Source organism: Mycobacteriales bacterium, assembly GCA_035995165.1.
Classification (GTDB): Bacteria; Actinomycetota; Actinomycetes; order Mycobacteriales; family CADCTP01; genus CADCTP01.
The window spans coordinates 1-26,097 of the sequence record DASYKU010000152.1; the positions used below are offsets into that span (position 1 = coordinate 1).

The 26,097-nt window shown below is 72.3% G+C and carries 26 protein-coding genes and 2 pseudogenes; 15 read left to right on the top strand and 13 right to left on the bottom strand.

Annotation, left to right across the window (positions count from 1 at the left end; translation table 11 throughout):
• Positions 1–504: 504 nt before the first annotated feature.
• The gene (locus VGP36_24670; protein ID HEV7657908.1) at positions 505–1,740 is read left to right on the top strand and encodes a helix-turn-helix transcriptional regulator; all 1,236 of its coding nucleotides are present in this window, start codon (positions 505–507) and stop codon (positions 1,738–1,740) included.
• Between the two features lie 69 nt (positions 1,741–1,809).
• Positions 1,810–1,950: pseudogene (locus VGP36_24675) on the top strand (inositol monophosphatase family protein).
• 80 nt (positions 1,951–2,030) lie between these two features.
• On the opposite strand, the gene VGP36_24680 reads toward VGP36_24675, so the two are convergent.
• From VGP36_24680 to VGP36_24690, 3 genes are all read right to left on the bottom strand, one after another.
• Positions 2,031–2,249, bottom strand: a complete 219-nt coding sequence (locus VGP36_24680) for a hypothetical protein (GenBank protein ID HEV7657909.1) — start codon at positions 2,247–2,249, stop codon at positions 2,031–2,033.
• A 372-nt stretch (positions 2,250–2,621) separates the two neighbouring features.
• The gene (locus tag VGP36_24685; GenBank protein ID HEV7657910.1) at positions 2,622–3,869 is read right to left on the bottom strand and encodes an MFS transporter; all 1,248 of its coding nucleotides are present in this window, start codon (positions 3,867–3,869) and stop codon (positions 2,622–2,624) included.
• 160 nt (positions 3,870–4,029) lie between these two features.
• Positions 4,030–4,896 (bottom strand): GNAT family N-acetyltransferase, encoded by an 867-nt coding sequence (locus tag VGP36_24690; protein ID HEV7657911.1) that lies wholly within the window; start codon positions 4,894–4,896, stop codon positions 4,030–4,032.
• A 253-nt stretch (positions 4,897–5,149) separates the two neighbouring features.
• On the opposite strand from VGP36_24690, the pseudogene VGP36_24695 reads away from it, so the two are divergent.
• From VGP36_24695 to idi, 5 genes and pseudogenes are all read left to right on the top strand, one after another.
• A pseudogene (locus VGP36_24695) lies at positions 5,150–5,704 on the top strand (ATP-binding protein).
• Between the two features lie 238 nt (positions 5,705–5,942).
• Positions 5,943–7,157 (top strand): FAD-binding protein, encoded by a 1,215-nt coding sequence (locus VGP36_24700; protein ID HEV7657912.1) that lies wholly within the window; start codon positions 5,943–5,945, stop codon positions 7,155–7,157.
• Positions 7,158–7,280: 123 nt separating this feature from the next.
• Entirely contained in the window at positions 7,281–9,530 is a 2,250-nt protein-coding gene (locus tag VGP36_24705; GenBank protein ID HEV7657913.1) for an AAA family ATPase, read from the top strand.
• The gene (locus VGP36_24710; protein ID HEV7657914.1) at positions 9,530–10,291 is read left to right on the top strand and encodes a crotonase/enoyl-CoA hydratase family protein; all 762 of its coding nucleotides are present in this window, start codon (positions 9,530–9,532) and stop codon (positions 10,289–10,291) included. The genes VGP36_24705 and VGP36_24710 overlap by 1 nt, the downstream gene beginning before the upstream one ends.
• 46 nt (positions 10,292–10,337) lie before the next feature.
• Positions 10,338–10,868 carry an isopentenyl-diphosphate Delta-isomerase gene (gene idi, locus VGP36_24715; GenBank protein ID HEV7657915.1) on the top strand — a complete coding sequence of 177 codons (531 nt, stop codon included), beginning with the start codon at positions 10,338–10,340 and terminating at the stop codon, positions 10,866–10,868.
• Here idi and VGP36_24720 read toward each other — a convergent pair.
• Complete coding sequence (locus tag VGP36_24720; GenBank protein ID HEV7657916.1) at positions 10,865–11,131, bottom strand: helix-turn-helix transcriptional regulator; 267 nt, start codon at positions 11,129–11,131, stop codon at positions 10,865–10,867. The two genes, idi and VGP36_24720, sit on opposite strands and share 4 nt — an antisense overlap.
• 294 nt (positions 11,132–11,425) lie before the next feature.
• Here VGP36_24720 and VGP36_24725 point away from each other — a divergent pair, with 294 nt between their 5' ends.
• Together VGP36_24725 and VGP36_24730 are read left to right on the top strand one after the other, a co-directional pair.
• On the top strand, positions 11,426–12,421 hold the full coding sequence (locus VGP36_24725) for an ABC transporter substrate-binding protein (GenBank protein ID HEV7657917.1): 996 nt from the start codon (positions 11,426–11,428) through the stop codon (positions 12,419–12,421).
• 6 nt (positions 12,422–12,427) lie between these two features.
• Positions 12,428–13,123, top strand: coding sequence for a class I SAM-dependent methyltransferase (locus VGP36_24730; protein ID HEV7657918.1), 696 nt, complete (start codon positions 12,428–12,430; stop codon positions 13,121–13,123).
• A 101-nt stretch (positions 13,124–13,224) separates the two neighbouring features.
• Here VGP36_24730 and VGP36_24735 read toward each other — a convergent pair whose 3' ends face one another.
• From VGP36_24735 to VGP36_24760, 6 genes are all read right to left on the bottom strand, one after another.
• Positions 13,225–13,437 (bottom strand): helix-turn-helix transcriptional regulator, encoded by a 213-nt coding sequence (locus tag VGP36_24735; GenBank protein ID HEV7657919.1) that lies wholly within the window; start codon positions 13,435–13,437, stop codon positions 13,225–13,227.
• Positions 13,438–13,686: 249 nt separating this feature from the next.
• Positions 13,687–14,463, bottom strand: coding sequence for a histidine phosphatase family protein (locus VGP36_24740; protein ID HEV7657920.1), 777 nt, complete (start codon positions 14,461–14,463; stop codon positions 13,687–13,689).
• Positions 14,464–15,435 (bottom strand): aldo/keto reductase, encoded by a 972-nt coding sequence (locus VGP36_24745; protein ID HEV7657921.1) that lies wholly within the window; start codon positions 15,433–15,435, stop codon positions 14,464–14,466. It lies immediately after the preceding gene.
• Between the two features lie 16 nt (positions 15,436–15,451).
• A complete protein-coding gene (locus tag VGP36_24750; protein HEV7657922.1) occupies positions 15,452–15,814 on the bottom strand; it encodes an STAS domain-containing protein in 363 nt (120 codons plus the stop codon).
• 40 nt (positions 15,815–15,854) lie between these two features.
• Positions 15,855–16,439: an adenylate kinase gene (locus VGP36_24755; GenBank protein HEV7657923.1), complete on the bottom strand. Its 585-nt coding sequence runs from the start codon at positions 16,437–16,439 to the stop codon at positions 15,855–15,857.
• A 310-nt stretch (positions 16,440–16,749) separates the two neighbouring features.
• Positions 16,750–17,682, bottom strand: a complete 933-nt coding sequence (locus VGP36_24760; GenBank protein HEV7657924.1) for a hydroxymethylglutaryl-CoA lyase — start codon at positions 17,680–17,682, stop codon at positions 16,750–16,752.
• Here VGP36_24760 and VGP36_24765 point away from each other — a divergent pair.
• On the top strand, positions 17,668–19,107 hold the full coding sequence (locus VGP36_24765; protein ID HEV7657925.1) for an NAD(P)/FAD-dependent oxidoreductase: 1,440 nt from the start codon (positions 17,668–17,670) through the stop codon (positions 19,105–19,107). The genes VGP36_24760 and VGP36_24765 overlap by 15 nt on opposite strands.
• 10 nt (positions 19,108–19,117) lie before the next feature.
• Positions 19,118–19,519, top strand: a complete 402-nt coding sequence (locus tag VGP36_24770) for an SDR family NAD(P)-dependent oxidoreductase (protein ID HEV7657926.1) — start codon at positions 19,118–19,120, stop codon at positions 19,517–19,519.
• Between the two features lie 36 nt (positions 19,520–19,555).
• Here VGP36_24770 and VGP36_24775 read toward each other — a convergent pair whose 3' ends face one another.
• Both VGP36_24775 and VGP36_24780 read right to left on the bottom strand, forming a co-directional pair.
• Positions 19,556–20,806, bottom strand: coding sequence for an MFS transporter (locus VGP36_24775; protein ID HEV7657927.1), 1,251 nt, complete (start codon positions 20,804–20,806; stop codon positions 19,556–19,558).
• Between the two features lie 40 nt (positions 20,807–20,846).
• The gene (locus VGP36_24780) at positions 20,847–21,011 is read right to left on the bottom strand and encodes a hypothetical protein (protein ID HEV7657928.1); all 165 of its coding nucleotides are present in this window, start codon (positions 21,009–21,011) and stop codon (positions 20,847–20,849) included.
• Between the two features lie 117 nt (positions 21,012–21,128).
• On the opposite strand from VGP36_24780, the gene VGP36_24785 reads away from it, so the two are divergent.
• The 4 genes from VGP36_24785 to VGP36_24800 are packed head-to-tail and all read left to right on the top strand — an operon-like array spanning position 21,129 to position 24,850.
• Positions 21,129–22,133, top strand: coding sequence for an ABC transporter ATP-binding protein (locus VGP36_24785; protein HEV7657929.1), 1,005 nt, complete (start codon positions 21,129–21,131; stop codon positions 22,131–22,133).
• Positions 22,130–22,870 (top strand): ABC transporter permease, encoded by a 741-nt coding sequence (locus VGP36_24790; protein HEV7657930.1) that lies wholly within the window; start codon positions 22,130–22,132, stop codon positions 22,868–22,870. The genes VGP36_24785 and VGP36_24790 overlap by 4 nt, the downstream gene beginning before the upstream one ends.
• A gap of 4 nt (positions 22,871–22,874) precedes the next feature.
• A complete protein-coding gene (locus tag VGP36_24795) occupies positions 22,875–24,194 on the top strand; it encodes a sensor histidine kinase (GenBank protein HEV7657931.1) in 1,320 nt (439 codons plus the stop codon).
• The gene (locus VGP36_24800) at positions 24,191–24,850 is read left to right on the top strand and encodes a response regulator transcription factor (protein HEV7657932.1); all 660 of its coding nucleotides are present in this window, start codon (positions 24,191–24,193) and stop codon (positions 24,848–24,850) included. Before VGP36_24795 ends, VGP36_24800 begins: the two co-directional genes overlap by 4 nt.
• Here VGP36_24800 and VGP36_24805 read toward each other — a convergent pair.
• Entirely contained in the window at positions 24,831–25,931 is a 1,101-nt protein-coding gene (locus VGP36_24805) for a cytochrome P450 (protein HEV7657933.1), read from the bottom strand. The genes VGP36_24800 and VGP36_24805 overlap by 20 nt on opposite strands.
• Between the last annotated feature and the right edge of the window lie 166 nt (positions 25,932–26,097).

Sequence of the window (26,097 nt, forward strand, 5' to 3'; positions counted from 1 at the left end):
GCGCTCGATCGCGCTCACGAAGTTCCGGCTCACCCGCGCCGCATCGGCGACCTGCTGCTGCCCCATCCGCAACCACTGCCGCTGCAACCGAACCCGCCGCCCCACCACCTCCCGAAATTCCCTCTCATCCCGAACCCGCCCCACCACCCGAGGCGCGACGTCTGTTGCCAGATCCGCGCGGACTCGGGCTGCGGATGCGTCGGCGCTGAGCGGCAGCACATGAGATGGGACCCTGTTCGTTGTCATGGACCACTCCCTCATCAGGTGAATTGACCTGCGGCTATTCAGGCGGACGGAACCAGTGGGCGCGGATCTGCGCCGGTCCCCCGGTAGTCGCGCGTCTGATAGCGACAACAAGAGGATTCGGGTCGCACCGGCTGTGTTCCTTCCTGGCGTTGTGACCGCTTGGATTCCGTACTGTGCCGCATGAATGGGACGCTAGTAAGACCAGTTGGGAGAGCGCTCGCACAGTCTGTGCGACCGGTCCGGGCGTACCCTGACGACATGTCTGCCGCGTCGAGTGACACGGGACGCCGAGTGGCGAGCCTTCGGAGACAGGCCGGACTCTCCCAGGTCGAATTGGCGCGGCGGCTGCACCGGTCGGTCTCGTGGGTACAGAAAGTGGAACAGGGAGCCCGCGCGCTGTCGGATATCCGGCTCATCGAAGAACTGGCCGCTGTGCTCGGAGTATCCCGCCGGGAACTGCTCGGCGAGGACATCGCTGATGTCGGCACCGCGATGCCGGCTGAGGAGATGCAGCGCCAGGCGTTCCTCCAGGGCCTGGGTGCGCTCACCCTCACCGGGGAGGATTTCTCCAGCAGGGACCTGCCCTACCGGACGGACGCGCCGTTGCTCGCCGCGCTCGTCGAAGGTACGGAGACGCTGGAGCGGCTCTACGGGCACATTACGCCGGCTGCGCTGCAGGGTCTGGTGCTCGGTCAGTTGGAAGCCCTGACGGCTCTCCTGCGCGGGTCGCCGGGCAAGTACCGACGCGACGTGCTGAGCCTGACGGGGGAGACAGCCGTGCTCGCCGGATGGGTGGCGCTGGATCGGGGAAAGAACGACCGGTCGTTGTTCTACTTCGATTCGGCGCTACGTGCGGCGGCCGATGCGGGCGACGCTGCGCTCAGTGCGTACGCCATGGGTAGCGCCACGACCGTTCCGACGTTCCGGGAGAAGAGCCCGCGCTCGGTCATCAACGCTCTGGGAAACGGCGCCCGAGGCGTTCTCGCCGCAAACGCCAGCCCCTCGACGGCGGCGTGGATCGCGACGCTGGAAGCGTCTGCCTACGCCACGGTCGGGGAACGGGACAACGCGCTCCATGCGCTGGCCAGGGCGGAGGACGTCTTCCGGGATGACGAAGACCCGGCCGGGGGGCGGCCGCGGGTGATGTTCTTCGACCGCGGCCGACTGGCCGGGGAGCAGGGAATCATCCGGCTGGAACTGCAGAACACCCGGCTCGACGTGGCTGGTCGCTATCTGCAGACGGCGCTGATCGAGATCGATCCGCGGGCCAAGATCCGGGCCCGTTTCCTGACCGCGCTCGCCTCGATCCATGCCGACAACGGCGATGTCGAGGGAGCGTGCCGATACGCGGCCGACGCGTTCCGGGTGGGTCTGGAGACCGAGACGGTCCGATCTTTGGACCAAGTTCGCGAACTCCGCCACACCAAGCTCACCAGATGGGAATCCCACCCGGCCGTCCAGGAACTGGACGAGCACCTCAACACCCTCAACTAGCGCAATATTCGCGAGCCCGCAGAGGAAGAGGCGGAGCAGAAGAACGCGCTGCGGTTCGCGATCACGGAGTTGCTCGCGGCGAATGTCCAACGGGTACGCATGTTCGGGTCCGCGGCGACCGATCTGGTCTGGATGGCTCGCGGCCGGACCGACGCCAGCGTCATCCTCGCCAACAAGCCGTGGGACACCGCCGCCGGCGTACCTATCCTCGACCTCGCGGGCCGCCGCTGCGGCCGGTTCCTCGCCGTCGTCCACGTAGCCGCCGGGGAGCTCCCACATCCAGCGGTCGATCACGAACCGTGCTGCCGCAGCATCAGGACGCTGCGATCCCGTACGACGGCGACAATCACCGGGCGCGGTGTGCGCAAGACGTACTGCTCGAAGCGAACGCCGTCGGGGAGTTCGACGTCGGCGACGCTCCAGGTCGCCCGGCGGGTGTCGTCGAGGGTTCGCTCGCCGTGGATGGTCCATCGCGTCGACCCGGACGCGGCGGGTGACTCGGCATCCATACGGGGGCACGCTATTCGTCTTGCGCGCGGGGCTGGTGTGACGGCGTGGAGATACCGTGTGCTGGTGGGGTTTCGGGGGCGTGTTGTTCGACTGGCGAGGGACCCTCGTGGTGGCGCCGGGCATCACGACCCTGCTGGTGCCGCCCCTGTGGGCCTCTCACGAGACGCGTCTGCACCGCGTCCTGGACCTTGCCCTGCCCTTGCGCGAGCCCATCCTTCCGGCGCCAGTTTACTGGTAGGGCGTCCTATTCAAGGGTGACGAGTTCGAGCAAGTGACAGGGGACCGGATCGGTGTCCGGTGTTCTCGCACTCAAAGCGCCGGGAACCCGGATCGGTCGAGCTCAGTCAGCGACGGCGTCCTAGACCCGACAGCTATTTCGCGACAGTTGCGGGAGCTGGTGTCTCCGGCATGTCGCGCAGCCGGCGCAGGGGAGAGGCGATCAGGAGCACTGGCATCACCAGGTTGCCGAATACCAACACCCACATCGCCTCTCGTACGCCGATCCAGCCGGCGAGGGCGCCGCCGAGCAGGCCGCCGATCGGGATCGTGCCGTAGAGGAGGAAACGCATGGTCGCGACGACCCGCCCGATCAGCTCGGGTGGTACGTACGCCTGTCGCCAGGCGACGACGGTGACGTTGTAGACCAGCACGCCCACTTCCAGCACGAAGATGCCGGTGACGAAGCAGGCCAGCCGGGCGCCGTCCTCGGTCAGCGGGATGAGCAGGGCCGCCGGGGCGGTCAGCGCGATCGACAGCCACACCGTGCGAGCGGTCCCGAGGGCGGCTGCGATGCGGCGGGCCAGCATTGCCCCGGCGATGCCGCCGAGACTGCCGGCGGCCAGCAGCAGACCGACAATCCCCGGCTGCACTCCGACGGTGCGGACGAGGAAGAGGACGGACAGCGTCATGACGCCGGCGAAGAACGGGTTGCCGGCGGCCGGCGCGATGGTGAGGACCCGCAGCAGCGGGTCGGCCAGGACATGGCGGGCGCCCTCGGCGACCTCCTGGCGCAGCGGCTCCCGTTCGGCCGATTCTCGCGGCGCCTCACGGGTCCGGATCGCCAGCAGGGTGACCGCGGAGACCAGGTAGCTGGCGGCGTCGACGGCCAGCGCGTACGGCGCGCGCATGATCTGGCTGAGCAGGCCCCCGAGTCCCGGACCGCTCACGGCCGCGACCGACTGGGAACCCTGCAGCTTCGCGTTGCCCTCGACCAGGTCATCGCGGCCGACCAGCGTCGGCAGGTACGCCTGGTACGCAACCTGGAAGAAGACGGTAGCGACGCCGGAGCCGAAGGCGACGACGTACAACTGGGTCAGGCCGAGGCCGCCGGCCGCAGCGGCGACCGGGACGCTGCCGACCAACACCAACCTGGCGAGGTCGCAGCTGACCATCACCGGCCGGTACGGTAACCGGTCCACCCAGGCGCCGGCGGGCAACCCGATCAGCAACCACGGCAACCACGCCGCGGCCCCGAGTGCCCCTACCGCGAAGGCACTGGCGTCCAAGGTGGTCACCGCGATTAGCGGCAACACCACCGTGCTGACCGCAGTCCCGAGATCGCCGATGCTCTGGCCGGCCCAGAACAACGCAAAGTCGCGCCTTCTCCACAGCCGGCCCATCCGGGCAGTCTGGCACGATGCGGTCAACTGGTCGGGCTCCTGCAACACCGGCTGACGGACCGACCTGAGCGATCGCGGGCTCGCAAGGTTGCTGGTGAAGCGTCCTGTTCGAGGGGGAAGAAGTGGAGGCCGGGACGGAGGCGGCGCGAAATTCCGTGAGCTAAGAGAGGTGGGCGACCTGGAGGGGGTCGGTGCGGAGCCCGGGCGGGAAGGTGTGGGTCACCGGATCGAGGTGGCGGTCAGTGACGTGCCCGTCGAGAGCGATCTCCCGGACGTCGGCGGCGGCAAGTCGGCCGAGGGCTGCGGCGACGACGGCGGCAACCAGGGCGATGCCTTCCGGCTCGTCCGGACGGCTTGTCTCGCTGACGAGCAGCAGGTCGCCGTCCGGCTCTTCGATGACGCTGGCCACCGCGGCCAGCCGGCCGCGGATCCATGCTCCTGAGGACAACTCTCGCCGGGTGCGGGCTACGGTCGCCTCGGCGTGTGCGGTCACCGCGGGGACGGATACCGGCGGGGGACACCAGCCCTCGTGCTGCCACAGATAGCGGTCCCGGCAGGCCTCGGCCAGCTCCGTGGCCGGCGCGCCGGTCAGGTCGCCGACAACGGCGCCCGGCGGCACCGGCTGCGCCGTGGCCCAGTCCAGCATCGCCACCGGGTCGAGCACGAAATTTGGTGCGGTCTGGACGACCTGTCCGCCGACCGATCGGACCAGCCCCGCGGCCGCCGCGTCCCGCTCGAGGAACGACACGGCCATCGGCAGCGGTGCGATCCGCATCCGCAGTCCTTCGGCGACCAGCGTGCGACCGAGGCCCCGACGGCGATGGGCGGGCACAACAGTGACGGCTAGGACGTACTGTCCTCTGTGGACAGAGTGGTGAGCCGCGGTCACAGCCCCGCGGATGTCTCCATCCGGGCCGACGGCGACCTCGGTGCGCCAACGCGAGGGCTCGTCCCGGCCAGGACCGTGCAGCGCGTGAAATCTTGATCGGTAGATAGGCGGGGCCGAGTCCTCCAGCAACGCGGCCACTCCGTGCTCGTCCCCGGCCCGGTACGGACGAAAGCTCACCATCGACGCACGCTACATCGCCACAACGCGGCTTCTGTACACCGGATGGAACTCAGTACAGTTAAACTGGCAGTGCGACATGCCGAAGTGCGACGAGTAGCGGCGATTCGGGGTTGAAGAGTGTCATGACCCGAGTAGGACAGCGCCGTGGAATGACCGAGCAGGCCGCTGACGCCGCCGTCGACTAGGCTTGCCGCCGCTGCGGCTGCCCACCATGCGGGCCCGGTTCATCGAGGTCGCCGACGCCGCCGAACGCGAGCAGCTGACCTACCGCGGGTTCCTCGCCGGACTGCTGATGCCCGAGTGCGACGACCGGGACCGACGCCGCTCGGAACGGCGGATCAAGGCCGCAGGGTTCCCCCGGCAGAAGTGGCTGCAGGACTTCGACTTCGACGCCAACCCCGCGGTCAACCCAGCGACGGTGAACACCCTCGCGACCTGCGCGTGGGTCCGGGCGGGCAACCGCTGTGTCTGATCGGAGACTCCGGCACCGGCAAATCCCACCTGCTCATCGGCCTCGGCGCCGCCTGCGGCGATGGACGGGCACCGGGTGCGGTACACCCTCGCTGCGAAGCTGGTCAACGAGCTCGTCGAGGCCGCGGATGAGAAGGTGCTGGCCAAGACGATCGTCCGCTGCGGCCGGGTCGACCTGCTCTGCATCGACGAGCTCGGCTACAGGGAACTCGACCGCCGTGGCGCCGAGCTGATGTTCCAGGTCCTCACCGAGTACGCCTCGACGTGCCGGCCGGCGACGTCGTCGGTCCGGTAGAAGCCGGCCACCGCGTCGCCCGCGACCTGCTGCGGGGCGAGGTCGCCGAGCAGCGCGCCGGGCGTGGTCCCGCCGACGCCGTGCATCCGCAGCTCGGTCACCCCGGTCAGGTCCGGGACGGGTCCACCTGTCCGGTCGGGCGGGACCCGGCACCGTGGTCGCCGTGGACAGGAACGGGCATGACCGGGACCGTAGTGGTCCGGATGGCCGCCGAGGTGAGGGCGAGTATCAAGGACCCATGACCGGACTGCGAGCCGCGACCAACTGGGGCGGCAACCTCACGTACGGGGCCCGCCGGGTGCTGCGGCCCCGGTCGATCGACGAGCTGCGCGGCCTGGTCGCCGGCTCCGACCGGATCAAGGCGCTGGGCACGATGCACTCGTTCAGCCAGGTCGCCGACACCACCGGTGACCTGGTCAGCCTGACCGACCTGCCGCCGCGGCTGGAGATCGACCAGGACACCGTGACGGTGTCGGCCGGCCTGCGGTTCGGGGACGTGGTCGGCCCGCTGAACACGGCCGGGCGGGCCCTGCACAACCTCGGCTCGCTGCCGCACATCTCGGTCGCGGGCGCCTGCGCCACCGGCACCCACGGCTCCGGCGACGGCAACCCCTGCCTGGCCGCGGCGGTCACCTCGTTCGAGCTGGTGACCGCGGCCGGCGACCTGGTCACGGTCGACGAGCCCGGGGCCGCGGTCGCGCTCGGCCGGCTCGGGGTGGTGACCGCCCTGACGCTGCGGACCGTGCCGGCGTACGACATCCAGCAGGTCGTGTACGAGAACCTTCCGCTGGACGCGATCGACGACCTGGACGGCGTCTTCGGTGCCGCCTACAGCGTCAGCCTGTTCACCCGCTTCCGCGGGCCGGAGTTCGAGATGGCCTGGCTCAAGCGGCGGGTCGACCCGGGCGCGCCCTGGACGCCGCCGGAGACCTGGCTCGGCGCGACCCGGGCGCAGGGACAGCGGCACCCGGTGCCGGGCGAGCCCGGCGACCACACCACCCTGCAGGACGGGCTGCCCGCGCCCTGGCACACCCGGCTGCCGCACTTCCGGCTGGAGTCGACGCCGAGCAAGGGCGACGAGATCCAGTCCGAGTTCCTCGTGCCGCGCGAGTACGGCGCCGCCGCGGTCCGGGCGGTGCAGGCGCTCCGCGAGCGGTTGGCACCGCTCCTGCTGGTGGCAGAGATCAGAACGGTGCGTGGGGACGACCTCTGGGCGAGCATGGCCCGCGGCCGGGACAGCGTGGCGCTGCACTTCACCTGGGTCCGGGACCAGCCCGCGGTCGAGGCCGCGGTGGCCGAGGTGGAGGCCGCGATCGCGCCGTTCGACCCGCGGCCGCACTGGGGCAAGGTCTTCACGATGACGCCGGAACGGGTCCCGGAGCTGCGTACGCTCGCGGACCGGCTGGACCCCGGCGGCGTCTTCGCGAACGAGTTCGCCGACAGATATCTCTGATATCGTGGGCAATTCGTGTGCGGAAATGAAAAAGGCGCCTGTTAAAGGCGCTGGCCTCATTTTACGGAATGGGAGACGGGATTGTCAATCTCGGACGTCGGAACCGAGCAGGCGTACGTGTCGATGCTCTACGGCCGGCTGGACCGGCTGCGGGAGCGCGCCTCCGGCTGGCTGCGAGAGACGTTGATCGGCGGGGTGGCGACCCCGGACCAGGGCATGTCCGAACGGGACAGCAGCGCCGCGAGCTGGGCCCGGCGGGTCAGCCAGCTGGATGCGGCGGAGAACGGTCTGGTCTTCGGCCGGCTCGACCTGGAGGACGGCGAGGCCCGCTACATCGGGCGGCTGGGGATCGTCGACGACGACGGTGACTACGAGCCCCTGCTGCTGGACTGGCGGGCGCCGGCGGCCCGGCCGTTCTACGTGGCGACCGCGGTCCGGCCCGAGGGGGTCCGGCGCCGCCGGCACATCCGGACCCGGCTGCGGGAGGTGACCCGGGTCGACGACGAGGTGCTCGACCTCACCGACCCGGCCGCCGCGACCGACACCGGACCGGCCGGCGAGGCCGCGCTGCTCGCCGCGCTCGGGGCGGTCCGGACCGGCCGGATGTCCGACATCGTGGAGACGATCCAGGCCGAGCAGGACCACGTGATCCGGGCCCCGCACGGCGGCGTGCTGGTCGTGCAGGGCGGCGCCGGAACCGGGAAGACGGCGGTGGCGCTGCACCGGGCCGCGTACCTGCTCTACACGTACCGGGAGCAGCTGGAGAAGCGCGGCGTGCTCGTGGTCGGGCCGAACTCGACCTTCCTGCGTTACATCGGCGAGGTGCTGCCGGCGCTGGGGGAGACCGCGGTCGTGCTGGCCCCGGTGTCCGGGCTGTTCCCGGGGATCACCGCCGACCGGCCGGAGGCCGAGGACGTCGCGGAGGTCAAGGGGCGCGCGGAGATGGCCGACGTGCTCACGAACGCTGTGCAGGACCGCCAGCACGTGCCCGACGGCGCGCTGGTGCTGCACATCGACGGGGAGAAGATCCGCATCCCGGCGGCGGCGATCCGGCGGGCCCGGACCGCGGCCCGGCGTACCCGCCGCCCGCACAACGAGGCCCGGCCGGTGTTCGTGGAGCAGTTCGTCGCCACCGTCGCGGCCGAGTACGCGGCCGATCTCGGCGAGCGTTCCGGGGCCGGCCGCTCGCTGGCCGGGATCGCCGGCGAGCTCGACCTGGACCTGCTGGTCGACCAGATGGGCGACAACGACGCGGTCCTGGACGCGCTGGACGAGCTCTGGCCGAGCCTGACCCCGCAGCGGTTCCTGGCCGAGCTGCTGCTGTCCGCCGACCGCCTCGTCGCGGCCGGACTGTCCGAAGTGGACGCCGAGCTGATCCGGCGGGACCCGGACAGCGGCTGGACCGCGGCCGACGTGCCGCTGCTGGACGAGGCGGCCGAGCTGCTCGGCATCGACGACCGGGCCACCCGGGCGCTGGAGTCGGCCCGGCGGCGGCAGGAGATCGAGCAGGCCCAGGACGTGCTGGACATCCTGGCCGGTTCCGAGACGCAGGAGGCCGACGACCTCGGCGACCTGGAGAACGCCGACCGCCTGTCCGCGGGCGACCTCATCGACGCGGCCCGGCTGGCCGAGCGGCACGAGGAGCTCGACGACCGGGAGCTGGCCGAGCGGGCCTCCGACGACCGGCTCTGGACGTACGGGCACGTGGTGGTCGACGAGGCCCAGGAGCTGTCCGCGATGGCCTGGCGGCTGCTCATGCGGCGCTGCCCGAGCCGGTCGATGACGCTGGTCGGTGACGTCGCCCAGACCAGCGACCTGGCCGGGGCCAGCTCCTGGCAGCAGGTCCTGGAGCCGTACGTGGGGAGGCGGTTCCGGCTGGAGGAGCTGACGGTGAACTACCGCAACCCGGCCGAGCTGATGGTGGTCGCGGCCGGCGTGCTGGCGGCGCTGGACCCGCCGGTGACGCCGCCGCGCTCGGTCCGGGAGACCGGCGAGTACCCGTGGACGGCCCCGTACGAGCCGGGCACCCTGCCCGACCACGTGAAGGCCGAGCGGGAGGTCGTCGGCGAGGGCCGGGTCGCGGTGATCGTGCCGGCGGCGAAGGCGGCCGAGGTCCGGGAGTCGCTGCAGGTGGCCGAGGACCCGGACCTGACCGAGCCGGTCGTCGTGCTCACCGTGCGGCAGGTGAAGGGGCTGGAGTTCGACTCGGTGCTGGTGGTCGACCCGGCCGGGATCCTGGCCGAGTCGCCGCGCGGGACCAACGACCTCTACGTCGCGCTGACCCGCTCGACCCGCCGGCTCGGGGTGCTCCCGGACGGGCCGCTGCCGGACATGCTGTCCGCCCTGGACGAGCCGGTCGCGGCGGCGAGCTGATGGCCGTCCGGGTGGAAGGCGCGGGTCCGGTCCGGACCGTCGTGCTGGACCGGCCCGAGGTCCGCAACGCGGTCGACCGCGCCACCGCCGACGCGCTGGTCGCCGCGTTCGAGCAGCTCGACGCCGACGAGTCGGTCGCGGCGGCGGTGCTCTGGGGGGCGGGCGGCACGTTCTGCGCCGGAGCCGACCTGGCCGCGCTGGCGACCGGGACGGCCAACCGGCTCGAGCCCGACGGTCCCGGCCCGATGGGCCCGACCCGGATGCGGACTCGGATCCCGGTGATCGCCGCGGTCAGCGGGTACGCGGTGGCCGGCGGGCTGGAGCTCGCGCTCTGGTGCGACCTGCGGGTGGTCGAGCAGGACGCCACGTTCGGCGTCTTCTGCCGGCGCTGGGGCGTCCCGCTGATCGACGGCGGGACCGTACGGCTGCCGCGGCTGGTCGGGCAGGGCCGGGCCCTGGACATGATCCTCACCGGCCGGGCGGTGGACGCGGCGCAGGCGCTGTCGTGGGGGCTGGCCGATCGGGTCGTCCCGGCCGGCACCGCCCGGGCGGCGGCCGAGGGGCTCGCGGCCGAGCTGGCCGCGCTGCCGCCGACCTGCCTGCGCAACGACCGGGCCTCGGTGTACGACACCGCCGGGCTGCCGCTGGAGGACGCGCTGGCGGTCGAGTTCCGGCACGGGCTGCGCACGCTGGCGAGCGCGGAGGCAGCCGCCGGCGCCGCGCGCTTCGCCGCCGGCGCGGGCCGTCACGGCTCCGGCTGAGGGCGCAGTCGGTACCGTGCAGGGCGTCCCCCGGCGAAGGAGCGCGATGACGGCCACCGTGACCGACCAGGAGCTGGTCGTGCTGCTGGACGAGCAGCGGCGGCCGATCGGCACCGCGCCGAAGGCCGAGGTGCACACGACACACACCCCGCTGCACCTGGCCTTCTCGTCGTACGCGTTCGATCCGTCCGGGACGAAGCTGCTGGTCACCCGGCGGGCGCTGGCCAAGAAGACCTGGCCCGGGGTATGGACGAACACCTGCTGCGGGCACCCGGCGCCGGGCGAGGACCTGGCCGACGCGATGGTTCGCCGGGTCGGCCAGGAGCTCGGGCTGACCCCACGGGACGTGGAGCTGTCGCTGCCGGACTTCGCGTACACGGCCACGATGGCCGACGGGACGATGGAGAACGAGTTCTGCCCGGTCTTCCGGGTCGTCGTGGACGGCGACCCGACCCCGGACCCGGCCGAGGTGGCCGAGTGGAAGTGGGTCGACTGGGCCGATCTGGTCGTCGCGGCCCGACACGCTCCGTGGTTGATCAGCCCGTGGGCGGCGCACCAGATCCCGCTGCTCGGCTAGCGCTCGGGGCGCAGCAAGGGGTGGTCCTCGGCCGGTAGGAGGTCCTGGACCCGTACCTCCAGGGCGTCGGCGAGCTGCCAGAGGTAGGCAATTCCGACGTTGACCTCGCCGCGCTCGATGCGGCCGATGACGGCCCGGTCGATGCCGGCCCGATCACCCAGTTGTTCCTGGCTGAGCTGCCGGGACTGTCTCAGGAGACGCAACCACCGGCCGAAGTCGCGCAGCCGCGCGTCGGCGTCCGCACGCTGCCGGGACCGCTCCATGACGGGTGCACCCTACTGTGCGTATACCTGAACGGACGACGCGCTATCGCGCGCGCAGTGGTACTAATACTGCCCATGCTTTCCGGCGTTCGGCCTATCGAGATCTGGTCCGTTTCCGACCCGTCCGGACGTGGTCACCGACTGCGACGGGTTCGGCTGCTGGCGGCGGTGGTCGTGGCGGGCCTGGCCCTCACGGCGTGCGCCGCCGGCACCACCACGACGCGGGGCAAGGACGCGCCCCAGGCGGTGACGGGAGACCCCCGCAAACTCGCCGGCGTCTGCCCGAATCCGGTCGTGGTGCAGACGTCGTGGTGGCCGGAGTCCACCCACGGCGGCATCTACGAGCTGCTCGGCGACAAGGCCACGGTCGACACCAACAAGAAGATCGTCCGTGGCCCGCTGGTCAGCGGTGGCGTGGACACCGGCGTCCAGCTGGAGATCCGGCCGGGCGGCCCGGCCCGGGGCCAGCAGCCGGTGGCGGACCTGATGAAGGCCGACCCGAGCATCACCTTCGGCCAGCAGGCGACCGAGGAGCAGGTGCTCGGCTGGGCCCAGGGCATCCCGACGGTCGGCGTGATCGCGCCGTTCTACGTCGACCCGGTGGTGTTCATCTGGGACCGGAAGCTGCATCCGGACTGGAACACCATCCAGGACGTGGGCCAGACCAACACGACCGTGTACACGTTCCACAGCGCCAACGCCGACTACCTGCTCGGCTCCGGCATCCTGCGGGCGAGCCAGGTCAACTACTCCTACGACGGCTCGCCCGCGCTGTTCATGGCCAAGCCGGACTCCGTGGTGGGCGGCTTCGCCACGAACGAACCGTTCATCTACCGCAGCCTGGGCCGCGACGTCGACTACGCGTACGTCGCCGACACCGGCTACCCGGACTACCGCAACGTGTGGACGATCCACGCCGACCAGCAGCAGAAGCTCGCGCCCTGCCTGCGCAAGCTCGTCCCGATGATGCAGCAGGCCATGATCGACTTCGTCTCGAAGCCGGCCCGGACGCTGGCCCGGATCGTGCAGCTCAACACGCAGTACAAGGCGAGCTTCCCGTACCCGCAGCCGCAGGCGGAGTACGGCGTGCAGACCATGAAGCAGGACGGGCTGGTCTCCGATCCCAAATCGGGTGGGTTCGGTGCTTTTGACGCCAGCCGGAACAGTCGCATGATCGACATACTTCGTCCGATCTATGCCGCACAGCACCAATCCGTACCCGGTGACCTGACTGCGGACTCGATCGCGACGAACGCGTACATCGATCCCTCTATCCGAATGGGGAGCTGACCAGCAGTGACGCAGACCGTCCCGTACTTCGACACCTTCCCGGGTCTGTTCGACCGATTCACCAGGATCTGGGACGGCATCAGCACGGACTTCGACAACTGGATCCTGGACGCGCTGCCGGCGATGTCCGGCGCCGGCGTGGACCTCGGCTGCGGGGCCGGGCGGCACAGCGTGCTGCTCGCCGACCGGGTCGAGAAGGTCCTCGGCGTCGACGTCTCCGAGCGCATGCTCGACGTCGCCCGGGCCGAGCGCGACCGGCCGAACGTGAGCTACCAGCACCGCGGGGTGCTGGACGTGTCGGCCACCGAGGGCCCGTTCGACGTGGTGCTCTCGGTCCACACGCTGCACCACGTGGGCCCGCCCGCGGTCGTGCTGCCGCACGTGCGGTCGCTGGTCGCCCCGGGCGGGACGGTGGTCATCGCGGACATCGTCGACCCCGGCGGCTGGCCGACCGAGGAGTTCCACCAGGAACGGGCCTGGACCGACGCCCGGCTCGTGCACCAGCTGACCGGTGACGCCGACGCGGCTGCCGACGTGCTGCGGCTGCTGCTGCACCCGCGCTGGCTGGAGCTGACCCGCTCGGACACCCCGCTGAGCCGCGAGCGGTTCCACCAGGCGTACGGCGCGGTCTTCCCGGGGGCGGTGTTCAACGACTACATGGGCCCGGTCATGTGCGGGCTGACCTGGACGGCTCCGGCCTGAGCCCGATCGGCCCCGGACCATCGGTGGGTCCGGGGCCGGTTGCCGTACCCGCCCGTCGAGCCGGGACGGTGGCCCGGCGGGTGGGTCGGCCGGGTCCCTGGTCAGTCGGCCAGGACCCGGGCCGGGGGGACGCCGAGGGCGTCGGCCAGGGCCAGCAGGTCCAGGTAGGTCAGTCCGGTCAGGTCGCCGTTCTCGACCTGCCGGTAGTGGCCCGGGTCGAGGCCGGCGGCGGTGGCGAGCTCGACCGGCTGCAGGCCGGCCGCGGTCCGCAGCCGTCGGAGCCGTCCGCCGAGGGCCGAGCGTCTACCGTCCACCCCCGTCCCCGCGTTCACTTCGACACAACCAAGGTCACCCTCGCCCTGCGGGCGCCTCCCGGTACGACCCTCATGGCGGTTGAACCCGGCTGATTGGTGATCGTCTGCACCGTGCCTGTCCCCTGGTCCGGTTTCGTCGACCATGGGAGCCTAAAGCGGTTTCGCAGTCCTGCGGCGGTCGGGAGTTATCAACCATCCGTTCGGGGGACGTCACACAGAGCGAACGGCCTAGCCGCAAGCATGATCCGCTCAGGCGGGGCGGCGCGAAAGGGGCAACAGGTCGCCCTGCAGGTGCCCGTGATCGTTGAAGCGGACCAGCTCGATCCCGGCCTTCCAGTGGGGGTGCTCGGCCAGCCGCCACTCGGTCATCGAGGAGTTGACCGGGTCGAGCCAGGCCCGGGTCCGGCCGCCGATCGGTTCGAGCTCCAGCCACCGGAACATCGAGTGCAGCACCACGCCGCCGTGGCAGGCCACCACCACGGTCTCGCCCGGGTGCCGGTCGATGAGCAGGTCGAGCCGGGCCGCGATCCGCTCCCGCATCTCGTCGAACGTCTCGGCGCCCGGCTCGCGCCGGGTCTTCGGCGTCCACTCCGGCGGCATCGGCCAGCGCCGCTCGAACTCCGCCCAGTCCAGGCCGTCGGCCTCGTCGCCCGGGTGGCTCTCGCAGAACGCGCAGTCGGACTCGATCTCCAGCTCGCCCAGGGCGGGCGCGAGGATCTCGGCCGTCTGCACGGCCCGGGCCATCACGCTGGAGTAGAGCGTGGTGGCGCCGGCCAGCTCGCCGCTCGCGGCCAGCCGGTCCCGCAGCGCCGTCACCTGCCGTACGCCGAGGTCGGACAGACCCGTGCAACCGGCGTGGCCGCCGACGAACCGGCCCTCCTGCGCCTGCGACTCGCCATGCCGGACAAGGACGATCCGGGCCGCCGTCGTTCGCTCGCGGGCGGGCGCCGCTGGCGGCGTCTCCCCTGCGCGCCCTGGCGATGGGCGCCGCGGTCCAGACGCCGCCGCGGCCGCCCTTCCGCTCACCTACTGGAAGCCGGCCGGCTCGCGGGTCGTGTACGGACCCTCGAGCTGCGCGGCCTCGTCGTCGGAGAGCCGGACGTCCACGGCCTTGATCGCGTCCTCCAGGTGCTCCGGCCTGGTCGCGCCGATGATCGGCGCGGCGACCGCCGGCTGGCGCAGCACCCAGGCCAGCGCGACCTGGGCCCGGGAGACCCCGCGGGACTCGGCGACCTTGGCCACGGCGTCGACGATGCGGCGATCGTCGTCCGCGTACAGCGTGCTGGCGAAGCGGTCGGACTGCGAGCGCGCGGTCGTGGTGTCCCAGTCCCGGGTCAGCTTGCCCCGGGCGAGCGGGCTCCACGGGATCACGCCGACGCCCTGGTCGAGGCAGAGCGGCAGCATCTCCCGCTCCTCCTCGCGCTGCAGCAGGTTGTAGTGGTCCTGCATGCTCACGAACTTGGTCCAGCCGTGCAGCTCGGCGACGTGCTGGGCCTTGGCGAACTGCCAGGCCCACATCGAGGACGCGCCGAGGTAGCGGGCCTTGCCCGACTTCACCACCTCGTGCAGCGCCTGCATCGTCTCCTCGATGGGCGTGGCGTCGTCCCAGCGGTGGATCTGATAGAGGTCGACGTAGTCGGTGCGCAGCCGGCGCAGGCTGTGGTCGATCTCGGTCAGGACGGCCTTGCGGGACAGGCCGGCGCCGTTCGCGCCCTCCCGCATCCGGCCGTTCAGCTTGGTCGCCAGGACCACGTCGTCGCGCTGGGCGTAGTCGGCCAGCGCCCGGCCGGTGATCTCCTCGCTGCTGCCGGCCGAATACACGTTCGCGGTGTCGAAGAAGTTGATGCCGGCCTCGATCGCCCGCTTGAAGAACGGCCGGGCGTCGCCCTCCCCGAGGGACCAGTCGTGGTTGCCCCGGCCGGGTTCGCCGTAGCTCATGCAGCCCAGGCAGATCCTCGACACTTCCAGCCCGGTGTTGCCGAGCCGTACGTACTCCATCGGTTGCCTTCGCCTCTCAGTCGGACAGGACGGCCTCCGCCGCCACCAGGTCGTCGTACGTGTCCAGCACCGTGTCCAGTCCGGTCAACCGGAGCAGCTTGCGGACCGGTGGCGAGGCCACCACGACGAGCCGATTGTCCCGCTCGACCGCGGTCCGGTGTGCCTGCACGAGCACGCCGAGGCCGCTGGAGTCGAGGAACGTGACCTGGCTGAGGTCGGCGACGACCGCGCCCCCGCCGGGCAGGATCATGGCCAGCAGGGTGGACTGCACCGGGCCGGACGAGGTGAAGTCGATCTCACCGGACAGGCGGCAACCGCGGTACCCCCGGCCGCTGAACTGCTCGATCCGCGGTCCGGCCGCATCGAGATCGAATGTCACGTGTCAGGCCTCCCCGCCACGGGGGCATTCCATGCGCGCGCTAGGCGCCGGCGCTCTGGGCCTTGCGGCGTAGCTGCTGCAGCTGGACGGTGATCGACCAGGCCACCTCGTTGACCGGCCGGGCCCCGTTGACCGTGATGAGTTCCTCGCGTTGGGCGTAGTAGTCGAGCATGGGGCGGGTCCTCGCCTCGAAGACCGACAGCCGGTGCTCGATCACGTCCGGGGTGTCGTCCTGGCCACGGCCGCGGGCGAGCAGCCGGCGGGTCAGCTCGGCCGCCGGCACCTCGAGGAAGATGGCCACCTCGACCGCGACGCCCAGCCCGCGCGCCGTCTCGTACGCGGCCTTGGCCTGGTCGACGGTGCGCGGGAAGCCGTCCAGGACGTACCCGCCGGCCTCGCTCGCGGCGACCACGGGCTTGCGCAGCATGTCCATCACGACCGCGTCGGGGACGAGGTCGCCGCGGGTGAGGTACTCCTTCGCGGCCCGGCCGATGGAGGTGCCCTCGGTCACGTGATGACGCAGCAGGTCGCCGGAGGAGATGTGGGCGATGGAGAAGCGCTCGGCGATCAGCTGGGCCTGGGTGCCTTTGCCCGCGCCGGGAGCGCCGATCAGCAGCATCCGCATCCGGGTGCCTCCTTCATCCCACCGTAACCCGGAGACAGTCGCCCGGAACGGCCATCGTGGCGTGAACTCCGCCTACCGTCCAGCCCCTGGACGACCAGGTCACACCCGCCCTTCCAGTCCAACGAGCCCGCCACCGCCCGCCGTGGTACCCGGTACGCCGCTACCCCTCACCCGCCCGGCCGCACGGCCGGGCGGGGCCGCGCCAGGAGGCGCGGAGGTAGGAGCCGGCACCTCGTTCGCAGCGCGGCCTCCGGTCGGAGCAGGTCATGTCCATGGGCTGCCGGCGGACCGGGGGACCGATCGACGAAGGCTAGGGAAAGACGCCGGCTCGCGGGAGGAGCGCGGGGACCTGGTGGCCGAGCTGATCGGAGAGGAAGGCCGCGGTCGGCAGCAGCGCCGGCAGGTCGAAGCCGGTGCCGTACCCCATCCGGGACAGCAGGTAGACCAGGTCGTCGGTGGCGATGTTGCCGGTCGCCTTGGGCGCGAACGGGCAGCCGCCGATCCCGCCGGCGCTGGAGTCCAGCACGGTGACCCCGTCCAGCACGGCCGCGAACGCGTTGGCGAAGCCGGTGTTGCGGGTGTTGTGGAAGTGGTAGCGCAGCGGTACGTCCCCGGCCACGGCCCGGACCTCCGCAGTCATGTCCCGGACTTGCGACGGCACTCCGACGCCGATCGTGTCGCCCAGCGCGATCTCGTCGACTCCGGCTTCGGCGGCGGACGCCGCGAGATCGATCACGCGTGACAGGGGCACCTCCCCCTCGAACGGGCAGCCGAACACGACCGACAGCGTCAGGGTGGTGAACAGACCAGCCGCGCGGGCGTCCGTGACCACCGACAGCGCGTCCCGCATCGCCTCGGCGGTGGTCATGTTCTGGTTCTTTCCCGAGAACGTGTCGGTGACCGCGACGACGGTGTTGACCTCGTCCACCCCGGTACGCAGGGCCCGGTCCAGGCCGCGCCGGTTGAGCACCAGCCCCGCGTACGACACGCCGGCCCGGCGCGGGACCCGTTCCATCACCGCCTCGGCGTCGGCCATCGCCGGCACGATCCTCGGGTGCGCGAACGAGACCGCCTCGACCCGGCGGGCGCCGGCGTCCACGAGCTGGGTGATCAGCTCGACCTTGGCGTCGGTGGAGAGGATCACCGACTCGTTCTGCAGCCCGTCGCGCGGACTGACCTCCACAATGGTGATATCGCCAGACACACCACCGAGGCTACCGTCGAGTACGTGACCACAGAGCATGTCGACGTGCTGATCGTCGGGGCCGGCATCTCCGGCATCGGCGCCGCCGCCCACCTGCAGGACCGCTGCCCGGACAAGTCCTGGGCGATCCTCGAGGCCCGGGACGCGCTCGGCGGGACCTGGGACCTCTTCCGCTTCCCCGGCGTCCGCTCGGACTCCGACATGCTCACCCTCGGGTACGGGTTCCGCCCCTGGACCGGGACGAACACGCTCGCCGACGGCGGGTCGATCCGGACGTACCTGCAGGACACCGCGCGCGAGCGCGGCATCGACACCAAGATCCGGTACGGGCACCGCGTGGTCGCCGCGCAGTGGTCCGGCGCCGACGCCCGCTGGACCGTCACCGCCGGGAGCGACGCCGGCACGGTCCGGCTGACCTGCTCGTTCCTGTACGCGGCGACCGGCTACTACCGCTACGACGAGGGCTACCGGCCGCAGTTCCCGGGCGAGGACCGCTTCGCGGGCACGATCGTGCACCCGCAGCACTGGCCGGCCGACCTCGACCACACCGGCAAGCGGGTGGTGGTCATCGGCAGTGGCGCGACCGCGGTCACCGTGGTCCCGGCGATGGCGAAGGACGCCGCGCACGTGACGATGCTGCAGCGCTCGCCGAGCTACATCATGACGCTGCCGCGCAACGACGTGATCCTGGAGAAGCTGCACCGCCGGCTGCCGGACCGGCTGGCCAGCCGGATCGGGCGCGGCAAGAACATGGTCATGCAGATGGTGCTCTACCAGCTCGCGCAGCGGGCGCCGAGGAAGATGCGGCAGCTGCTGCAGGACGGCGTCCGCAAGCGGCTGCCGGCCGGCTACCCGGTCGAGACCCACTTCCGGCCCGCGTACGACCCCTGGGACCAGCGGCTCTGCTTCGTCCCGGACGGCGACCTGTTCGCCGCGATCAGCGACGGCAGCGCGTCGATGGCGACCGACACGATCGAGACGTTCACCGAGACCGGCATCCGGCTCGCCTCCGGCGAGGAGCTGGACGCGGACATCATCGTCACCGCGACCGGGCTGTCCCTGCTGGCGCTGGGCGGGATGACGCTCTCCGTGGACGGGGAGCCGGTCGAGCTGGCCGAGAAGGTCGCGTACAAGGGCATGATGCTGTCCGGGGTGCCGAACCTCGCGCTCACGATCGGCTACACCAACGCGTCCTGGACGCTGAAGTGCGACCTGGTCAGCGAGTACGTCTGCCGGTTGCTGACCGAGCTGGACCGCACCGGCAGGACCGTGGTCACCCCGGTCCGGCCGCCGCCCGGGCCGCGGGAGCCGCTGCTGACCCTGCAGTCCGGCTACATCGCCCGCGGCATCGGCCAGATGCCCAAGCAGGGCCCGGGGCGGCCCTGGCGGCTCAACCAGAACTACGCCAAGGACGTGCTGCTGTTCCGGCGTGGCCCGGTCACCGACGGGGTGGAGTTCTCGTGAGGGACTACGTGTGTTCGCGGGTGGGACGGCGGTCGTGACCGCGGCCGCGAGCGGGATCGGCGCGGCCGTGGCCACCGAGCTGGCCCGGCGCGGCGCCCGGCTGGTGCTGGTGGACCGGGACGCCGGGCGGCTCGCGGCGGTGGCCGAGGAGACCAAGGCCGAGACCCACGTGGTCGACCTGTCCGACGGGGCCGCCGTGGTCGCGCTGGGCGAGCGGATCCGGGCCGACCACCCGCGGCTGCGGCTGCTGGTCGACAACGCCGGCATCGCCCTGGGCGGCCGGTTCGACCAGGTCACCCTCGACCAGTACGAGGAGATCATCGACGTCAGCTTCCGCGCGGTGGTCCGGCTGACCCACACCCTGCTGCCGGCCCTGCGGGCCGAGCGGAGCTGGCCGGCGAGGTCGGCGTGACGACCGTGCACCCGGGCGGCATCCGCGTGCTCGCGGTCAGACAGGCTGCCCGTCGGGCTCGCTGACCGGATCGCCGATCGAGCGCATCCCCGGCGACAGCGTGCTGACGATCGCGATCGGGATCATCCCCAGCCCCAGGACGAGCAGCGCCGTCCGGGCGCTCAAGCCCTCCGCGAGCACACCGCCCAGGAGGGTGCCGACCGGGATCGTGCCCCAGGCGACGATCTTGACCACGCTGCGGACCCGGCCCAGCAGCTCGTCCGGCACCAGCTCGTACATCCGGGCGGCGATCACGACGTTGTAGGGCGCGCCGAACAGGTTCATCACGAGCACCAGCGCGGCCAGCCCGACCAGGGACGCCGGGACGGCCAGCGCGACGGCGATCGCAGCCCAGATCCAGGCGATCCCGACCAGCAGGGTCCGGCCCGCCAGGCGCCGGTGCAGGGTGGGCGCGGCCAGTGCGCCGAGGACCCCGCCGGCCCCGTACGCGGCCAGCATGAAGCCGATCTGGCCCGGGCTGCCGCCCACGTCGCGAGCCCGCACGATCAGGGCCAGGAACGCCCCGTTGAACACCAGGTTCATCCAGCCGACGATGGCAACCGTCTCGCGCAGGTACGCCGACCGCGCGACGAACCGCACCCCCTCGGCGACCCGGGTCCGCAGCCGGTCCGGGGTCGCGGTCAGCTCACCCTGCAGCCGGGTCCGGATCGCCGCGACCGCGCCGCCGGAGACCAGGTAGCTGATCGCGTCGACGGCGAACGGCAGCGCCGGCGCGAGCGCGAACAGGGCCCCGCCCGCGGGCTGGCCGACCAGGTCGGCGCCCTGCGTGCGGGCCTGGTTCCAGGCCACTGCGGTCGGCACCTGCTCCGGCGCCACCAGCCGGGGCAGCGCCGCCCCCTCGGCCAGGTCGAACAGCACGAACAGGCAGCCCTCGACGAACGCGACCATCGCGAGCTGGGCGACCGGGACCGCGTGCACGCCGGCGACCGCGGCGGTCACGGCGACGCTGCCGAGCGCCACGGCCCGCCCGAGCTCGCAGCCGACCATCGTCCGGCGCCGGTCCCAGCGGTCCACCCAGGCCCCGCCGGGCAGGTAGAGCAGCAGGAACGGCAGTGTCTGGGCGAAGCCGACCACCCCGGCCAGGGCCGGCGAGCCGGTCAGCAGCAGCACCAGCAGCGGGTACGCCACCGACGTCACCCGGGTGCCGACGGTCGAGACGACCTGGCTGCTCCAGAGCAGTGTGAAGTCGCGGTTGCGCCACAGCGGCAGTACCGGCGGCGTCGTCACGACGTCACACTGACGTCAGATCAGCCGCCAGTCAACCGCCTTAGCTTGCGAAGATCACCACGAGCGCGACGATCACGATCACGACGGCGGCCGCGATCAGGACGTACGCGGTCTTCATCCCGCGGCGGTCGGTCTCCTGCTCGCCGCGCTCCACGAAGGCCCGGAACATCTGGGTGTTCGCCGGGTCCTGCTTCTCCTCGGGCATGCGCGGCACAGTACGGCACATCAGCCGTTCGGTTGACCCGCGTCATCCACCGCAGGCGTGGCCGAGGCTGACCGCGCGGCCGATCCGGCGACGGCCCCGGGACGGCACCGTGAAGTCATGGCGGTCATCGAGGTGCACGAGCTGCGCAAGCGGTACGGCGACACGGCCGCGCTGGACGGGATCAGCCTGGAGGTGCAGGCCGGCGAGGTATTCGGCCTGCTCGGCCCGAACGGCGCCGGCAAGACCACGGCGGTGGAGATCATCGAGGGCCTGCGGACCGCGGACAGCGGCACCGTCCGGGTGCTGGGGCTGGACCCGGCCACGGACGGGCCGCAGCTGCGGGAGCGGGTCGGCGTCCAGCTCCAGCAGGCGCAGCTGCCGGAGAAGATGGCCGTCGGCGAGGCGCTGGAGCTCTACGCGGGCTTCTACCGGCACCCCCGCCCGGTCCCGGAGCTGTTGGCGGAGTGGGGCCTGGCCGGCAAGCGCACCGCCCGGTTCCGGACCCTGTCCGGCGGCCAGAAGCAGCGGCTGTTCCTCGCGCTGGCCCTGGTCGGCGACCCCGAGCTGGTGTTCTTCGACGAGATCACCACCGGGCTCGACCCGGCCGCCCGCCGCCAGGCCTGGGAGCTGGTCCGCCGGGTCCGGGCCCAGGGCGTCACGGTGGTGCTGGTCAGCCACCTGATGGACGAGGCCGAGGAGCTCTGCGACCGGGTCGCGATCGTCGACCGGGGTCGGGTCGTCGCCCTGGACACGCCGACCGCGCTGATCGACCGGTCCGGCTCGGAGCGGCGGATGCGGTTCCGCCCGCCCGGCCCGTTGCCGGCCGGCCTGGTCGAGGCCGTACCCGGAGTGACGGGGGTGGCGCGGTCCGGCAGTCAGGTGCTGGTCACCGGCACCGGCGACTTCGCCACCGGGGTGACCGCGGTGCTGGCCCGCGAGCACGTGCTGGTGGCCGACCTGCGGCTGGAGCAGCGCACGCTGGACGACGCGTTCCTCGCGCTCACCGGCCGCCCCATGGACGACGACGAGCTGGAGGCGGTGCCAGCAGACCGGCGGACGACCAAGAAACCGGAGGCCGTGCCAGCAGACCGGCGGACGACCAAGAAACCGGAAGTGCGATGAGCGCGCTCGGGGCGATGACCAGGATGGAGACCAAGCTGTTCTTCCGGGAGCCGGTGCTGCCGCTGCTGGTGCTGGCCCTGCCGGTGCTGCTGCTGGTCGGCTTCGGCTTGATCCCCGGCTTCGGGGACCCGAGCGCGGACCTCGGCGGCCAGGGCGGCACCGAGTACATCGCGTCGCTCGGGGTCGGCATCGTGCTGGCGATCCTCGGGCTGAGCGTGCTGCCGACGACGATCGCGACGTACCGGGAGCGCGGGGTGCTGCGCCGGCTGCGGGCCACCCCGATCCGGCCGCAGCTGCTGCTCGGCGCGCAGCTGATCCTGGTCGGCGCGGCCGCCGTGGTCGCGGTCCTGCTGCTGGTCGGCGTCGGCGCGGCCGCCTTCGGGGTCGCGGTGCCGCGCAACCTGCCCGGCTTCGTCCTGGCCGTCGTGCTCGGCGCGGCCGCGCTGCTCTCGATCGGGATGCTCGTCGCCGCGGTGGCGCCGACGGCCAGGGCCGCCAGCGCGATCGGGACGGTCTCGTTCTTCCCCAGCGCGTTCCTGGCCGGGATCTACGTCCCGCGCGACTCGTTCAGCCCGCTGCTCAAGCACATCAGCGACGTGACCCCGCTCGGGGCGGCGCTCGAGTCGGTCCGGGACACCTGGCAGGGGGCGTGGCCGCACCCGGTCCACCTGGTCACAATGGTGGCCTGGGCGCTGGTCGCGGGTGTCGTCGCGGCCCGCACGTTCCGCTGGGAGTGAGCGCGTGACTGTCCCGTACGGGTCGTCCCGGCCGGACCGGTTCCCGGAGCCGGCCCGGCCGGCGGAGTCGGATCGGCAGGTCCTGCAGGCGCGGCAGGCCGAGCTGGAGCGGCTGCGCGCGCTCGAGCGCTGGAGCGCGGTGCAGCAGTACGTCCCGTACGGCGGGATCGCCATCGGCACCCTGCTGACCCTGTTCGTCCGGGACACCGACTGGCCGCCCCGGTGGGTCGACATCGCGCTGGCAGTCGCCGCCGCGCTGTGGGTGCGGTTCTGCTCGCCGGAGCAGGGGCGGTGGCCGGTGTCCGGTCCGGTGTTCTTCCTGGGCTGGACGGCGCTCGCTGCCGCCCTGGTGCTGTGCTCACCGTGGAACGGGTTCGTCGCCTTCCTGGGCTACCTGTTCGCGCTCGACCTGCTGCCGGGGATGTGGCGGTTCGTCGGCGTGGTCGTGACCGCCACGCTCGCGGCAACCTCGCAGCTCGGCGGCCTGCCGCAGGCGACGACGGGCGGGCTGTCGCTCTGGGGCGCGGTCGTGCTGGTGAACGCGGTGCTGGCGGCCGGCTTCGGCTACTATGGCTGGCTCACCGACGAGCAGAGCGCGGCCCGCAAGCGCACCATCGACGAGCTCGGCGAGACCAACGCCCGGCTGGCCGCGGCGATGGAGGAGAACGCGCAGCTGCACGCGCAGCTGGTCGCCTCGGCCCGGGACGCCGGCGTGCACTACGAGCGGGAGCGGCTGGCCCGGGAGATCCACGACACGATCGCGCAGGGGCTGGCCGGCATCGTCGCCCAGCTGCAGGCGGCCCGGTCGGGCGCCGACCGGGAACGCCACCTCGACACCGCGGCCGAGCTGGCCCGCTCCACGCTGGTCGAGGCGCGCCGGTCGGTGCAGGCGCTGCGGCCCGAGCCGCTGGAGGCGGCCCGGCTGCCGGACGCGCTGGCCGACGTGGCCGCGCGCTGGTCCGAGGTCAACGGGGTGCCGGCCGCGGTGACCACCACCGGCACCGCCCGCCAGCTGCACCCGGAGGTGGAGATCGCGTTGCTGCGGACCGGGCAGGAGGCGCTGGCCAACGTGGGCAAGCACGCGGCCGCGAGCCGGGTCGGGGTGACCCTGTCGTACATGGAGGACGTGGTGACGCTGGACGTACGGGACGACGGGATCGGGTTCGACCCGGACTGCCCGGCATCGGAACCGGCCGACGGGAGCGGGTTCGGCCTGACCGGCATGCGCCAGCGGGTGGCCCGGGTGGCCGGCCGGCTGGACATCGAGTCCGCCCCCGGTGAGGGCACCGCGGTCTCCGCCACCGTCCCGGCGATCCCGGCATGAGTGAGCGCGAGGGGGAGAGGCGCACGATCACGGTCCTGCTCGTCGACGACCACCCGGTCGTCCGGGACGGGCTGCGCGGCATGTTCAGCGGCGAGCCCGGCTTCGAGGTCGTCGGCGAGGCCGCCAGCGGCGACGAGGCCGTCACGATGACCGGGGCACTCGATCCGGACGTGGTGCTGATGGACTTGCGGATGCCCGGCGGGGACGGCGTGACGGCGATCGGGCGCCTGGTCCGCGGCGGGTCGCGGGCCCGGGTGCTCGTGCTCACCACGTACGACACCGACTCCGACGTGCTGCCGGCGATCGAGGCCGGCGCGACCGGTTACCTGCTCAAGGACGCCCGCGCCGAGGAGCTGTTCCGGGCCGTCCGGGCGGCGGCCCGGGGCGAGGCGGTGCTCTCGCCGTCGGTGGCGACCCGGCTGCTGGGGTCCGTCCGGCGGCCGGCCCAGGAGCCGCTCTCGGCCCGGGAGCAGGAGGTGCTGGCGCTCGTCGCCCGGGGCGCGACCAACCGGGAGGCGGCCCGCCAGCTGTTCGTCTCCGAGGCGACCGTGAAGACCCACCTCCTGCACGTGTACGCCAAGCTCGGCGTCAACGACCGCGCCGCCGCGGTGGCCGAGGCCTTCCAGCGCGGGCTGCTCATCCCCGACCGCCGCTGACCTGGAGGTTGGGCAGCCGGCTGTAGAGCTCGCGGAACAGGATGGCGAGCTGCCGGCGGGCCAGCGGGGCGCCGAGGCAGAAGTGCGGCCCGCCGCCGCCGAAGCCGACGTGCGGGTTGGGTGAGCGGGTCACGTCGAAGAGGTCCGGCTCCGGGAAGACCCGCTCGTCCCGGTTGGCCGAGACGTAGTAGAGGACGACCTTGGCGCCGGGCGGCAGCAGCCGGTCGCCGATCAGGTGCTCGCGGGCCAGCGTCCGGCGCAGCGCCGGCACCGGCGTACTGATCCGGACGATCTCCTCGACCGCGCCGCCGATCCAGGCGTCCGGGTTGCCGACCAGCAGCAGCCGCTCCTCCGGGTTGCGGGACAGCAGGTCCAGCCCGTGGGCGATCGCGTGCCGGGTCGTCTCCACACCGGTCGTCAGCAGCGGCGCGGCCACCGCGGCGAGGTCCCGGTCGGTCAGGCCCTCCCGGGCCAGCGCCGAGATCAGGTCCGGCCCGGGCGCGGTCCGGCGCTCGCGGCCGAGCCGGCCGAGGACCCGGTGCAGCTCCCGCTGCGGGCGCAGACCCGGCTCCAGCAGCGCCGGCAGCCGGTCCTGCTCGGCGGGCGGCAGGCCGAGGATCCGGCCCAGCACCCGCAGCGGCATGGGCGTCGCGACCGCGGCCACGACGTCGGCCGGCCGGTCCTTCTCCACCTCGTCCACGATCGCGACCGCGACCGCGCGGATGGCGGCGTCGATCGCGGTCCGCAGCTGGGGCGTGAACGCGCGCTCCACCGCCGCCCGCAGCGTCCCGTGCCGGGGCTCGTCGGTGTTCATCAGCGAGTCGCCGAGCAGCGTGCGGGCCAGCCGGGACGGCTCCGGCGTCGTCACCCCGGGTCCGGACAGGAACAGCTGCGGCTGCCGGCTCGCCGCGACCACGTCGGCGTGCGTGACCAGCGCGGAGAAACCGGGGAAGCGCTCCGGCCCGGGACGGTCCCGCAGCCGGGCGAACGCGTCCAGCCGGTCCCGTTCCGGCAGCTGCCAGAAGGCCGGGTCGGCGAGGTCGTGGCCGGCGGCGGCCGGGCCGGTGAGGTCGTTCGGCACGAGGTACCCCCGGTGATCCGCACCAACTCGGGACATGGTCGTACAAGTCCCTTCGCAGTGGGGGCGGGTTCGGCTCTTCGATCCGGCCTTCTACCCGAAGAAAGAGAACCGGACGACGGCGTGTCGCGAACAGCTCATTGACGACGCAGCCGTACGGCGGTCCTGT

What these genes read in the sequence shown, in the direction of transcription:
- VGP36_24670 (HEV7657908.1), top strand. Translation starts at nt 505, where the DNA reads ATGTCTGCCGCGTCGAGTGACACGGGACGCCGAGTGGCGAGCCTTCGG.
- VGP36_24680 (HEV7657909.1), bottom strand. Translation starts at nt 2,249, where the DNA reads ATGGATGCCGAGTCACCCGCCGCGTCCGGGTCGACGCGATGGACCATC.
- VGP36_24685 (HEV7657910.1), bottom strand. Translation starts at nt 3,869, where the DNA reads ATGGGCCGGCTGTGGAGAAGGCGCGACTTTGCGTTGTTCTGGGCCGGC.
- VGP36_24700 (HEV7657912.1), top strand. Translation starts at nt 5,943, where the DNA reads ATGACCGGACTGCGAGCCGCGACCAACTGGGGCGGCAACCTCACGTAC.
- VGP36_24705 (HEV7657913.1), top strand. Translation starts at nt 7,281, where the DNA reads ATGCTCTACGGCCGGCTGGACCGGCTGCGGGAGCGCGCCTCCGGCTGG.
- VGP36_24710 (HEV7657914.1), top strand. Translation starts at nt 9,530, where the DNA reads ATGGCCGTCCGGGTGGAAGGCGCGGGTCCGGTCCGGACCGTCGTGCTG.
- idi (HEV7657915.1), top strand. Translation starts at nt 10,338, where the DNA reads ATGACGGCCACCGTGACCGACCAGGAGCTGGTCGTGCTGCTGGACGAG.
- VGP36_24720 (HEV7657916.1), bottom strand. Translation starts at nt 11,131, where the DNA reads ATGGAGCGGTCCCGGCAGCGTGCGGACGCCGACGCGCGGCTGCGCGAC.
- VGP36_24745 (HEV7657921.1), bottom strand. Translation starts at nt 15,435, where the DNA reads ATGGAGTACGTACGGCTCGGCAACACCGGGCTGGAAGTGTCGAGGATC.
- VGP36_24755 (HEV7657923.1), bottom strand. Translation starts at nt 16,439, where the DNA reads ATGCGGATGCTGCTGATCGGCGCTCCCGGCGCGGGCAAAGGCACCCAG.
- VGP36_24760 (HEV7657924.1), bottom strand. Translation starts at nt 17,682, where the DNA reads ATGCTCTGTGGTCACGTACTCGACGGTAGCCTCGGTGGTGTGTCTGGC.
- VGP36_24780 (HEV7657928.1), bottom strand. Translation starts at nt 21,011, where the DNA reads ATGCCCGAGGAGAAGCAGGACCCGGCGAACACCCAGATGTTCCGGGCC.
- VGP36_24785 (HEV7657929.1), top strand. Translation starts at nt 21,129, where the DNA reads ATGGCGGTCATCGAGGTGCACGAGCTGCGCAAGCGGTACGGCGACACG.
- VGP36_24790 (HEV7657930.1), top strand. Translation starts at nt 22,130, where the DNA reads ATGAGCGCGCTCGGGGCGATGACCAGGATGGAGACCAAGCTGTTCTTC.
- VGP36_24800 (HEV7657932.1), top strand. Translation starts at nt 24,191, where the DNA reads ATGAGTGAGCGCGAGGGGGAGAGGCGCACGATCACGGTCCTGCTCGTC.